This is a genomic window from Candidatus Nanosynbacter sp. TM7-008 (assembly GCF_022828245.2).
In the GTDB taxonomy this organism is placed as follows: domain Bacteria; phylum Patescibacteriota; class Saccharimonadia; order Saccharimonadales; family Saccharimonadaceae; genus Nanosynbacter.
In genome coordinates this window covers 129,328-141,646 of record NZ_CP157587.1, presented here as the reverse complement: position 1 = coordinate 141,646, position 12,319 = coordinate 129,328, and the positions used below count along the sequence as shown (strand labels likewise).

Sequence of the window (12,319 nt, the reverse complement as noted above, 5' to 3'; positions counted from 1 at the left end):
CCCATCACATAGAGGGATATTTTTTATTGCAGATTTATTCTAAAACTCTCTTAATAGATTATCTATCCTAAGCTGAGATTCTTGTGTCAACTCATTTTGTAAACCAATCCAAGCGTTAATAGCCACAGTAAATTTATCCCTAGCTATAGCAAACTGGTCGCTGTCTTTCTTTTCGTTAGCCGACTTCAAATCACGCACAGCCAATAAAATAGCGTCTATCCTCTTCATCGCTAGCTTACGTAAGTCAACCTCGTCTTCTCTGGATTCCAACCTCTTCTTTACGCCAGTCCATATTTTCTCTATAGCAATAAAGTCATTTTGCCTGGTCTTCGATAGGTTATCTGACACTGTACGTATTTCACCGCTCAACTCCTTATCAAACTCCATAAAGCCAACAATCTTCTCTATACTCTGTATAGTTCGGTTCATCTTCTCTACTGATTTATTACATTCTTCCGAATACTTTTTAAATCTAGCATTAATGTCCCTCTGCCAAGATATAAAAAATACCACATCGCAGCTTTGGCGTTTATTTTTTAAATCAACCAAATATTCGTTCAATTTTTCAGCAGATAATTTGTCTTTTTGCAAGTTAACAAACAGCGAGCTTTCCACTTCGTTAGTGTTTTTTGTTACGCTTTGAACGTTTTCCCAAGATTTCCAACTCATGAATCCATACGCCAATATCATTATCAGCGTTATAAAACTCATGGCAATGGCCAATTTAAGTGTGCGATAATTTTTTATCAATTTCATAGTTCTATCCCTAGCGTAGTTGACCACAATTCACTATCAAGCGGCCAAGGATTAAAGGTACAACCTTGCAAGTCAATTGATTGCTGCTGCATAACCACCGCTGGATTATTAACCCCAGAACAATTCAAATGCCCATGCCCCAGCCAGTGCCCAACTTCATGATTGATTACCATATGTCGATAATTACGAATGTCGCCACCCGCTTTATTCCACGCTGTAGTCGCGCCAGACCATCGATTATCATTGATAATAACAGAAGACCCGACTCGACAACTCCAATCCGCGTCACAACCTGACGAGAACGACGACATTAATTCGGCTTGCGACAGAACTAAATTGAAGTTTCCACCCTCTTTTACCTCTTTAAAAACAATTCCCATACGCGCCCAGCCTCGATTGTCGTTTAAGGTTTCGTTTACCTGTTTCGAGAATTCAGACAAATTTGATCGGACATTCCCCTTTGTTGATATTGTGTATGTGACTTCTTTTTTCACTCCAGAATTTGATTTTTTTGACGATTGATATGTGGAGTGCCAATCTGGAGTCTGGATATCTGACACCTTAAAGCTGGATAGCGACGACGGAGATTTTATTTCAGAGAAAATTTTAGCACTAATCGCCCTCTTCGCATCACCCTTAGTCTCATTGGGTGCTGTTATGCTAATCGTTGGAGTTAAAGCAACAGCAATTGCCATACCACCAGTAGCCACCCTGCACACTATACACATACTTATATTCTATCACCCGCCAAAACATACCACAAACGTTTTAAAATAAAGAAGAAAGCCACCCTATTAGGATGGCTTTCTTATAATTCGGCACCGTGCTAGTTTCCCACTTTCGCAGTATAATCGCCGCTGGGGAGCTTAACTTCTGTGTTCGGAATGAGAACAGGTGTTTCCTCCTCGCTATGGGCACCGAAGGAGGGGGTTACGACGCTTGGTTCCGTATATACTCCACGGTGGGCCAAACCCCTTTCTTCGATGTCCAACATCAGCACGGAATTGATTTTTAATTGACTGGTACTTTTGAAAAGCACCAATTACTAGTTAAGTCTACCTTATCCGCAATGTTTATGCAAGCATAAACTCCACGGACAAGGACATAAAAAGGCAATGGGACTATTAGTACGCTTTAGCTCCATACATTACTGTACTTCCACCTTGCGCCTATCAAACAGATAGTCTTTCTGTGTCCTCATAGGGAAACCTTATCTTGAGGTTAGTTTCGCGCTTAATATGCTTTCAGCGCTTATCTAGTCCGCACATAGCTACTCGACAATGCAGCAGGTGGCCACAATCGATACACCAGAGGTGCGTCCGCCCCGGTCCTCTCGTACTAGGGGTAGATCCTCTCAAGTTTCCTATCGTCCATACCGGATATAAACCGAACTGTCTCACGACGTTCTGAACCCAGCTCGCGTACCACTTTAATCGGCGAACAGCCGAACCCTTGGAAGGTGCTCCCCCTCCAGGATGTGATGAGCCGACATCGAGGTGCCAAACAGCGCCGTCTATGTGAACTATTGGGCGCTATAAGCCTGTTATCCCCAGGGTAACTTTTATCCGTTTGCGCTGTCGATCCCACATTCATGTACAAATGTACGTACAGCGGATCACTTGCTCCGACTTTCGTCTCTGATTGGAATGTACTCCTCACAGTCAAGCTGGCTTATGCGCATACACTATCACTTCGATTTCCATCCGAAGTTAGCCAACCTTTGAACGCCTCCGCTACTCTTTAGGAGGCAACCGCCCCAGTTAAACTACCCACCATACACGGTCCGCTAACCGGATAACGGTCAGCGTGAGAACACAATCACAACAAGGGTGGTATTTCACTTGGTGACTCCACAAATACTGGCGTATCTGCTTCAAAGTCTCCCACCTATGCTACACATGTTGAAACCATATTCAATGTAAAGCTGTAGTAAAGCTCCATGGGGTCTTTTCGTCCTGGTACGGACAGACGGCATCTTTACCGCCAATGCACTTTCACCGAGTCCTTCGCTGAGACAGTGCCCACATGATTACTCCATTCGTGCGGGTCAGAACTTACCTGACAAGGAATTTCGCTACCTTAGGACGGTTATAGTTACCGCCGCCATTGACTAGGGCTTCAGTTCGCACCGTGAAGCGCTCCCCTTAACCTTCCAGCATTGGGCAGGAGTCAGCCCCTATACATCCACTTTCGTGTTAGCAGAGACCTGTGTTTTTGATAAACAGTTCCGTGGGCTCTTTTGCTGCGGCCCCCACATCGTTAGATGCCAGAGGTTCGCGTTCAAAAGAACAATTCGTTTGCTCTATCTCAGAAAATTCGTTTTGTGATTAAAAATGTACTCTTTAACCTAATATTCACTGAGTGAACGCGGCTGATATCCACCGAAGTGGGGGCAGACCTTATCCCGAAGTTACGGTCGCTGTATTGCCGAGTTCCTTAGCGAAGGTTCGCTCGTAAGCCTGAGTCTACTCGACTCGAGCACCTGTGTTGGTTTGCGGTACGGGCGGCTAAGTCCACGCGTACACCTGCTTTTCTAGCCAGGGCTTTCACCAAAATCGCGACTCCGAAGAATCACTTTCACTCCCTTTGCGTTCCCGCTCGGTTGGACGGATAAACCATGAATCCGCTTCGATTACTTCCCCGTGAACAGTGTACAAAACTTAACCGGTTCAGGAATATTAACCTGATGTCCATCGCCTACGCTCTGCGCCTCGGCTTAGGCCCGACTAACCCTGAGATGATTACCATGGCTCAGGAAACCTTGCTCTTACGGCCGAGAGGATTCTCACCTCTCTTATGGTTACTCATTCCAGCATTCTCACTTCCTACCGCTCCACCGAACCTTCCGATTCGACTTCACTGCTGATAGGAACGCTCCTCTACCACTACACACTAAGAACAAAATCAAAGTTTCTTAATCAATTTAAACCTTGGAATGATCTTTCCGTCTTTTTCAATATTATCTAAAAACATTTTCTTAGGTCTAGCCCATAACTCTCCGTCGCCATAAATGGCTCGATAAATTACAAGCTCTTCAAGCGTCTCAGTATGAACAGCTATACTTACAACAACATACTTATTGCCTTTATAGTGTTTATAAACGCTACCTACGTAAATCTCATTTTCCATAAATTGATTGTAACACAACTTTAACTTTGTACTTAGCGTGTAATCCATATCTTCGGTATAACGTTTTAGCCCCGTTACATTTTCCACGCAAGATCTCTTGACTAGTGAGCTGTTACGCACTCTTTAAATGAATGGCTGCTTCTAAGCCAACATCCTAGCTGTTTAAGAAATCTCACCTTGTTTCCCACTGAACGTTAATTTAGGGACCTTAGATGATGGTCTGGGCTGTTTCCCTTTTGAGCACCGATCTTAGCACCGATGTTCTAACTGCCGTGATTACACACATGGTATTCGTAGTTTGTTAAGGGTGGGTACAGTTGCCCGCCCCAGTCCTTTACAGAGCTCTACCCCCATGTGCTACTAACACGACGCTAGCCCTAAAGCTATTTCGAGGAGAACCAGCTATCTCCGAGTTCGATTGGCATTTCACCGCTAACCACAAGTCATCCAAACACTTTGCTGCGTATCCTGGTTCGGTCCTCCACCACCTGTTACAGTGGCTTCAACCTGCTCATGGTTAGGTCACCCGGTTTCGGGTCTAATCCTTACAACTTGATCGCCCTATTCAGGCTCGCTTTCACTGTGGCTCCGTCAATTGACTTAACCTCGCTGTAAAAATTAACTCGCTGGATCGTTCTACAAAAAGCACGCCGTCACCGGACAAGCCGGCTCCGACTCCTTGTAGGCACTAAATTTCAGGATCTATTTCACTCCCCTCCCGGGGTTCTTTTCACCTTTCCATCACTGTACTAGTTCACTATCGGTCGTATATTATATTTAGCCTTGGCTGGTGGTCCAGCCAGATTCAAACAGGGTTTCTCGTGCCCCGTCCTACTCGATAAAACATACATAAGGTCAGCGTCGTTTTCATATACACGGCTTTCACGTTCTTTGGCTAGTCATTCAAACTATTCTACTAACCACGCCGATTTCTTACCTTACTAACTGTTGATAGCCAGTTATCGCAAATCAGATTATTTGAATGAATCAAATTCTCTGACTTGGTCATATGTAATATCACAACCCCTTATAAGTATTCGTCTATCAACTTATTTGCCTAAATTAATAGGCAAAAACTTAAAAGGTTTGGGCTGTTGCGATTTCGCTCGCCACTACTTTCGCAATCGTTATTTACTTTCTCTTCCTCATCCTACTAAGATGTTTCAGTTCAGATGGTTCCCGCTCACTTGCCTATGTGTTCAGCAAGTGGCAACATGACATGACTCATGCTGGGTTTCCCCATTCGGAAATCTCCGGATCAAAGCTTGTTGACAGCTTCCCGAAGCTTATCGCAGTCTTCCACGTCCTTCGTCGGTAATACACGCCTAGGCATCCATTTAGCGCCCTTGAGTACCTTTTTATGCATTGACTTAACTAGTAGTTGCTACTTTGCAATTACTACTACCGTCAATTAAAAACTCAATTTCTTTTACTCTCAAATTGTTAATGATCAGTGCCTCACACATTTGAGTGCACAACCGACAAGTCAATAAATTGACAAATCTATCTACACTCAGATGTTTTTCCACTGCCCTCGCACGTTTTGCAGTGTATTGCCAGAGGTTCGTTTGAACATTCGCTTAACTAGTAATTAACTATACAGCAGCTGAGATTCTTTTGCAAGGGTTTTTTCAAAGTTTTTTCGACTTTTTTTGCTTTTTATTAAAATCAGCGCCAATCGCCTCAGAAATACTAGAAAAATCGTCATTTTTTAGCAGCTGAGACAACTCGCGATTCATTCGCCCAATTAGCTGCGGACCTTCAAAAAACAGCCCAGTGATAAGCCCAACTAGACTAGCGCCCGCTTTAATCTTAGCGTATGCATCTTCGGCCGAAAAAACTCCGCCAACACCAATAATAGTTAGTTTATCTCCATAGTTTTTATATGTATGCTTAATCAATTCTAAGCTATGTGCGCGAGTAGGTTCACCACTTAGTCCTCCTCTAACATCATCAGTCAAAGGATCTTTAAGATCTACCTTCTCACGATCCTTTATTAAATTAGCGACCGTTACACCCTGAATATTATGCTCAACAATAACCTTTAATAGCGAGTCGAATTGCTTCAAATCATACAAATGTGGCATTTTAACCCAGAAAGGAACATTTCTCTCTACAGAATCTAATTCGCTTAATAAAGACTCCAGCGTACCAGCATAGATAAACGGCTCCTTGCCAGCATTCGGACAAGAGATATTGATTTCTACGACATTAGCCAGACTGTTTTCTACGATATAACTAACCGCTTTTTTTACATCCCGAATTATATATTCCTCCGGAACGACTGGCCCAAATTCGTCTTTCGTGGATTTATCAGCAATAACAGCCACAGACACAACAGTCGGCATTGATTTAACTTTAGATCTATTTAGTTCAATATAGTCACTAATCTTCTCTAATCCATAATTCGGCATACCAGCATACACAACTACAGATTTGGTGTTCGGTAATCGATGAAACCATGGTCGCAGATTCCCCCTTCTCGGCTCCATAGTTACAGATCCGCCAGAAGCAAAGCCAAATCCAACATCTTCCATTAAAGGTGACAATTGTACATTTTTATCAAATCCCGCTGACAAGCCTATTGGGTTATTAAATACAACTCCATCAATTTCCTGCTGTAGCGACTTGTCCTGGAAGCTCCATAATTTACGAATAGCCCACCTAACAGGAGGGAATGCTTGCGCCAAACGACCGCAAAAAATAGTTAACTTATGAGTAAAGTCTGGTGTTAACAAAAATAATATCGGCTTAATAATATGCTTATACATATTCTAAGAGTATAACTATCTATGATTTATTAAGCAAGGTTGCTTGTAAATAAAAAATCGCCTACTCGGCGATAATCCTGACTATCTATGATTGGTGGGCGCTGAGGGACTCGAACCCCCGACCCTCTCGGTGTAAACGAGATGCTCTAGCCAACTGAGCTAAGCGCCCATATTAAAAAATATGGTGGGCGATGAGGGACTTGAACCTCCGACCTCGTCATTATCAGTGACGCGCTCTAACCAGCTGAGCTAATCGCCCTCATTCGTCTTGGTGGAGTGTCGTGGACGTAAGCCCACTTCACCCCATATGGTGGAGACACAGGGACTCGAACCCTGGACCCCCTGCTTGCAAAGCAGGTGCTCTAGCCAACTGAGCTATGTCCCCATAAATTGCCAAGACTTTTTAATTGTACAGTATCTTTTTAATTCTGACAAGTGTATAATTAATAATATGTTATATCAATTTAGTTTTGGCTCATTATTTTTTGGGATTTTAGTCTTAATTGCTGGTGGAATCGTCGTCGTTTTTCATCAAAAATTAGCCGACAATCTGGGAAGTGGTGTAAGTAGCTATGACCGTTTCAAATTTTGGGGACTTGTTACATGTGGAGTAGGATTCGCTATTATGCTCAGCCTACACACTATCCCATTAAACTGGCTACTAAACTCCCTTTTTGGCGGCGGACTATAATAAGCGTCAGCAAAAAACATAAATAGCCAAAAATTATTGGCTATTTTTTATAATCACAGTTCTACCAAAATATTAGATTTGATTAAATATGCCATATAAAAAGCCCCTCATAGAGGGACTTTTTTGTTTAACAACTTGATTGTGCAATTCATCAATCGGCTTATCGTAGAGAAAGGTTGAACTTTTGTCTCGTCCTCGAGAGGACTATTGTAAATATGTAAGCTCGACACATTTACGAGACCGACCTAGCTCAATCTGTGATTGCTCGACAGATTGGCATCGCTACTCCCTAGAAAGGAGGTAATCCATCCGCACCTTCCGGTACGGATACCTTGTTACGACTTAACCCCAATCATGCCCCCCACCTTAGGCCGACGAATCGGACTTCGGGTGTTGGTCACTTTCATGGTTTGACGGGCGGTGTGTACAAGACCCGGGAACGTATTCACCGCAACTTGCTGATTTGCGATTACTAGCGATTCCGACTTCATGCAGGCGAGTTTCAGCCTACAATCCGAACTGGGACTAGCTTTGATGCGATTTGCTTCACCTCGCGGCTTCGCTGCGCATTGTACTAGCCATTGTATTACGTTTCTAGCCCAGGACGTAAGGGAAATACTGACCTGACATCATCCCCTCCTTCCTCCCCGTTACCGGGGCAGTCTGAATAGAAAAATACAACTATTCACAAGGGTTGCGCTCGTTGAAGGACTTAACCTAACATCTCACGACACGAGCTGACGACGGCCATGCATCACCTGTCACAGGGTTCCAAAAGGCACAGTCTACTTTCGCAGACCTTCCCTGGATGTCAAGCCCTGGTAAGGTTCTTCGGTTATCATCGAATTAAAGAACATAATCCACCGCTTGTGCGGGTCCCCGTCAATTCCTTTATGTTTTAGCCTTGCGGCCGTACTCCACAGGCGGGATACTTAACGCGTTAGCTTCGCTACTGAAGGGGTCGATACCTCCAACAGCTAGTATCCATCGTTTACGGCGTGGACTACCCGGGTATCTAATCCGGTTCGCTCCCCACGCTTTCGTGCCTTAGCGTCAGAAATGGCCCAGTAACCTGCCTACGCCATCGGTGTTCCTTCTAATATCTACGGATTTCACTCCTACACTAGAAATTCCAGTTACCTCTACCATTCTCGAGTTTAACAGTTTGAATAATAGTCTGTATGGTTGAGCCACCAGGTTTCACTATTCACTTATTAAACCGCCTACGCAACTCTTTACGCCCAGTCACTCCGGATAATGCTTGCACCCTACGTATGACCGCGGCTGCTGGCACGTAGTTAGCCGGTGCTTATTCATGAGTTACCGTCATATTCTTCACTCATAAAAGAAGTTTACAACCCGAAGGCCTTCATCCTTCACGCGGCGTTGCTCCATCAGGCTTTCGCCCATTGTGGAAGATTCCTCACTGCTGCCTCCCGTAGGAGTCTGGACCGTGTCTCAGTTCCAGTCTGGCTGATCATCCTCTCAGACCAGCTATGGATCGTCGGCTTGGTAGGCCATTACCCTACCAACTACCTAATCCAACGCAGGCTTCTCCCAAAGCGCCCGAAGGCTTTAATCCGAAGACCATATGCGGCATTAGCTACCCTTTCGGGCAGTTATTCCTCACTTTGGGGCAAATTCCTACGCGTTACTCAGCCGTCCGCCGCTCGCCGACATTTTACACAAAATTCTTGAATAAATCTTCTATATTACCCAGAAGCTTCCAGAATTCAGTGTAAAACTCGCTGCCGCTCGACTTGCATGTGTTAGGCACGCCGCCAGCATTCATCCTGAGCCAGGATCAAACTCTCCGTTAAAATCTACTTTGTATCAAAGTATTAAGGCTCTACAAAAATATAAACTGACGATGATATTGCACAATCAAATTGTTAAAGTTCATCTTAAGTCAGACTGAAGTATGATTTACCTCACTTTACAGATTGTAAATCGTTGCTTAACTCGCACTCCAGCAACCAGACTTGTTACTAATCTTACAGTATATAATTGCCTAGGTCAATAGATTTTTACAATTATTTTGTTGCGAAAAATACAACGGCAGCCACAACCGCACCAATAGCTGCTCCAGCAGCCACTTCTACAGGGGTGTGACCATGAGCAACGCGAAGTTTTTTCAATTTACTACCCTGCTCTGAAATTAACTTATTAAGCGTTTCACCCTGCATTCCAGACGAATAGCGAACCATCATAGCATCATACATCACTATAATAGCCAGCCAAGTAGCTAGTCCAAATACAGAACTATCCCAGCCGTCTTGTAGCCCCAGAAATACCGCCAGCGACACAACAATCGCGCTATGAGCGCTTGGCATACCTCCGGATAGAAGTATTTTTGGATTCGTATCACCACTAAATACTCGACGATTTCGTCCCATGAGATGAAACACTTGCTTCAACCCTTGGGATATCGCCCATGCAATTACTGGGACTACCAAGACTTTCACTATTAATTACCCTCATCCTGCGGACGATCCGCCATCAAACCGATTGACGAAACAGCATCACCATCAGACAGGCGCATAATCGTCACGCCCTGAGTTGTCCTTCCGAGCAGCTTAATATCGCTCAAGCCCAGGCGGATAGTTTGACCATTCTGAGAAACCAATAACGCCTCTGTTATTTCTGGATCAATAGTTTGCACAGAGATAATCGGACCAGTTTTTGCAGTTACAACTGCGGCTTTTATGCCGACTCCGCCACGTTTATGACTTGGAAAATTCGATACCTTTGTACGTTTGCCGAAACCTTTTTCACTAACCACCAGCAAGGTTTGGTCGTCGCCCGTAACGATATCCATACCAACAACGGAGTCGTTTGGACGCAATCTGACGCCGCGGACACCACGAGCTGATCTACCCATTGGGCGCGTATCTTTCTCATTAAAGCGAATAGCTTGTCCTGCAGACGTAGATATAATCACATCATTTTCTCCAGTCGTCCTCTTTATCCAGCGAAGCTCATCACCTTCATCCAATTTAATAGCAATCAATCCATTCGTACGAACATTGGCATAATCTTTCACAGGAGTCTTCTTAACTGTACCCTTCTTTGTCGCCATGAACAGATAGCCGTCTTCGTTGGCGTTCTTTTCATGCTTGATAATCGCTGTTATCTTCTCTTCTGGCTGAAGTTGCAATAAGTTAACGGCCGCAACACCTTTCGCGCTTAGGCTAGCAGCGGGCACCTCATAAGCCTTCAGTCGGAAAATCCTACCCATATTGGTGAAGAATAGTAGATAATCGTGCGAGCTTGCCTGGACAACTTGATCAATGACATCTTCCTCCTTGGTTGTCATTCCGCGCTTACCCTTACCACCACGATTTTGCCTACGATAATCACTCACAAGAGTTCGCTTGATGTAATTTTCGCTTGTAAGCAGAATTACCGACTCTTCCTCTGGAATCAATTCCTCGTCAGAGAACTTTCCTAGTTCGTGATTGATAATCTTACTGCGCCTATCATCGCCATACTTTTCTTTCATGGCGAGCAACTCTTCCTTAACGACACGCAAAATCTCGTTCTCGTCAGCCAGAATTGCCTCCAATTTCTTGATCAGTTCGTGGAGTTGCTTCAATTCTTCTTCAATCTTGTCGCGCTCCAATCCCTGCAATCGTCGTAGCTGCATCGCCAAAATTGCGGCCGCTTGAATTTCCGACAGACCAAATCGCTCCATCAAACGCTTGTCGGCATCGTCATAACTCTCGCGAATTGTCTTAATCACCTCGTCAATATGATCAAGTGCAATTTTCAGACCTTCCAATATATGAGCTCGCTCCTTGGCTTTGCGAAGTTCAAACTCAGTCCTACGTCGAATAACACCTTGACGATGCTTAATAAACTCCGCCAAGATCTCTTTCAAGCCCATGACCTTAGGCTGAATACCATTGACCAAAGCCAGGACATTATAATGGAATGATGTCTGTAGTCCGGTCAATTTATACAATTGATTAAGAATCTTCTTTGGATAAGCATCTTTTTTCAGTTCAACGACAACTCGGACCTTACCGCGAGCACTTTCATCTCGCGCATCGGCAATGTGCGTTATTTTTTTAGCAAGGACAAGTTCTCGAACCTTATCAACAAAGCCCTCTTTGCTCATACCGTATGGAACTTCGGTGATTATAATACTGTAACGACCATTTTTACGCTCTTCAATCGACGCAACCGCACGAATCGTAACTGAGCCACGCCCAGTTTCATATGCTTGACGCATTGGCGCACCACCATAAACTTCCGCACCTGTCGGAAAATCAGGACCCTTAATGTGTGTCAACAGTTCATCTAATGTAATTTCAGGATTATCTATTTGAGCAACTGTAGCATCAACCACCTCACCAAGGTTGTGCGGCGGAATATTCGTTGCCATACCAACAGCAATACCCATCTGACCGTTCAATAGAATATTTGGAACGGCCGACGGCAAAACCACTGGCTCTTTCTCTGTTCCATCGAAGTTATCACGAAAATCAACTGTTTCTTTGTCGATGTCAGACAGCAACTCGCCGCCAATTTTATCCATTCGCGCCTCAGTATAACGAGAAGCTGCTGGCTCGTCACCGTCCATAGAACCGAAGTTACCCTGACCTTCGACCAGCGTATAGCGCATCTTCCAAGGTTGAGCCAAGTTCACCATGGCATCATAAATTGATGAGTCACCGTGCGGGTGATAGTTACCCATAACTTCACCAACGATCTTTGCTGACTTCACTGTAGCATGAGGAGCACGCCAACCATTCTTATTCATCGCATACAAAATACGACGATTAACAGGCTTCAGCCCGTCACGAACGTCCGGCAAAGCACGGTCAATAATAACCGACATGGAGTATTTGAGGAAGGAGTCTTCCATAACACGCTCAACTGTCGACTTTTCAATACCGCGAACTTCTGGCTCTTCGTTCAGAATTTCTGGTTCTACTATATTTTTATTGTCGTTGTCCGCCATATCTCC

6 protein-coding genes, 3 tRNA genes and 3 rRNA genes are annotated in these 12,319 nt (G+C 44.3%); 1 reads left to right on the top strand and 11 read right to left on the bottom strand.

Features of this window, described 5'->3' with window-relative positions:
• Positions 1-39 precede the first annotated feature (39 nt).
• The 8 genes from LRM48_RS00745 to LRM48_RS00710 form a co-directional block, all read right to left on the bottom strand.
• Positions 40-756, bottom strand: coding sequence for a hypothetical protein (locus LRM48_RS00745; protein ID WP_129744536.1), 717 nt, complete (start codon positions 754-756; stop codon positions 40-42).
• Positions 753-1,451: a DUF3152 domain-containing protein gene (locus LRM48_RS00740; protein ID WP_243812041.1), complete on the bottom strand. Its 699-nt coding sequence runs from the start codon at positions 1,449-1,451 to the stop codon at positions 753-755. Before LRM48_RS00740 ends, LRM48_RS00745 begins: the two co-directional genes overlap by 4 nt.
• Positions 1,452-1,569: 118 nt before the next feature.
• Positions 1,570-1,678 (bottom strand): 5S ribosomal RNA (rrf, locus tag LRM48_RS00735).
• Between the two features lie 181 nt (positions 1,679-1,859).
• Positions 1,860-5,246, bottom strand: a 23S ribosomal RNA gene (locus tag LRM48_RS00730).
• Positions 5,247-5,516: 270 nt separating this feature from the next.
• On the bottom strand, positions 5,517-6,656 hold the full coding sequence (gene pyrD, locus LRM48_RS00725) for a dihydroorotate dehydrogenase (quinone) (protein ID WP_243812042.1): 1,140 nt from the start codon (positions 6,654-6,656) through the stop codon (positions 5,517-5,519).
• 92 nt (positions 6,657-6,748) lie between these two features.
• Positions 6,749-6,825 (bottom strand) — tRNA-Val (locus LRM48_RS00720).
• 13 nt (positions 6,826-6,838) lie between these two features.
• Positions 6,839-6,915: transfer RNA gene (locus LRM48_RS00715), tRNA-Ile, on the bottom strand.
• 49 nt (positions 6,916-6,964) lie between these two features.
• Positions 6,965-7,041: transfer RNA gene (locus LRM48_RS00710), tRNA-Ala, on the bottom strand.
• A gap of 66 nt (positions 7,042-7,107) precedes the next feature.
• Here LRM48_RS00710 and LRM48_RS00705 point away from each other — a divergent pair.
• Positions 7,108-7,347: a hypothetical protein gene (locus tag LRM48_RS00705; protein ID WP_146422321.1), complete on the top strand. Its 240-nt coding sequence runs from the start codon at positions 7,108-7,110 to the stop codon at positions 7,345-7,347.
• Positions 7,348-7,640: 293 nt separating this feature from the next.
• Here LRM48_RS00705 and LRM48_RS00700 read toward each other — a convergent pair.
• The 3 genes from LRM48_RS00700 to gyrA all read right to left on the bottom strand — a co-directional run bounded on the left by LRM48_RS00700 (position 7,641) and on the right by gyrA (position 12,313).
• A 16S ribosomal RNA gene (locus LRM48_RS00700) occupies positions 7,641-9,167 on the bottom strand.
• Between the two features lie 213 nt (positions 9,168-9,380).
• Positions 9,381-9,812 carry a divergent PAP2 family protein gene (locus LRM48_RS00695; protein WP_243812043.1) on the bottom strand — a complete coding sequence of 144 codons (432 nt, stop codon included), beginning with the start codon at positions 9,810-9,812 and terminating at the stop codon, positions 9,381-9,383.
• Between the two features lie 2 nt (positions 9,813-9,814).
• Complete coding sequence (gene gyrA / locus LRM48_RS00690) at positions 9,815-12,313, bottom strand: DNA gyrase subunit A (protein ID WP_243812044.1); 2,499 nt, start codon at positions 12,311-12,313, stop codon at positions 9,815-9,817.
• Positions 12,314-12,319: the final 6 nt, after the last annotated feature.

Bases quoted from the DNA above. Each gene is read 5' to 3' on its own strand.
- pyrD (WP_243812042.1), bottom strand. From the start codon at position 6,656: ATGTATAAGCATATTATTAAGCCGATATTATTTTTGTTAACACCAGAC.
- LRM48_RS00705 (WP_146422321.1), top strand. From the start codon at position 7,108: ATGTTATATCAATTTAGTTTTGGCTCATTATTTTTTGGGATTTTAGTC.
- gyrA (WP_243812044.1), bottom strand. From the start codon at position 12,313: ATGGCGGACAACGACAATAAAAATATAGTAGAACCAGAAATTCTGAAC.
- LRM48_RS00740 (WP_243812041.1), bottom strand. From the start codon at position 1,451: ATGGCAATTGCTGTTGCTTTAACTCCAACGATTAGCATAACAGCACCC.
- LRM48_RS00745 (WP_129744536.1), bottom strand. From the start codon at position 756: ATGAAATTGATAAAAAATTATCGCACACTTAAATTGGCCATTGCCATG.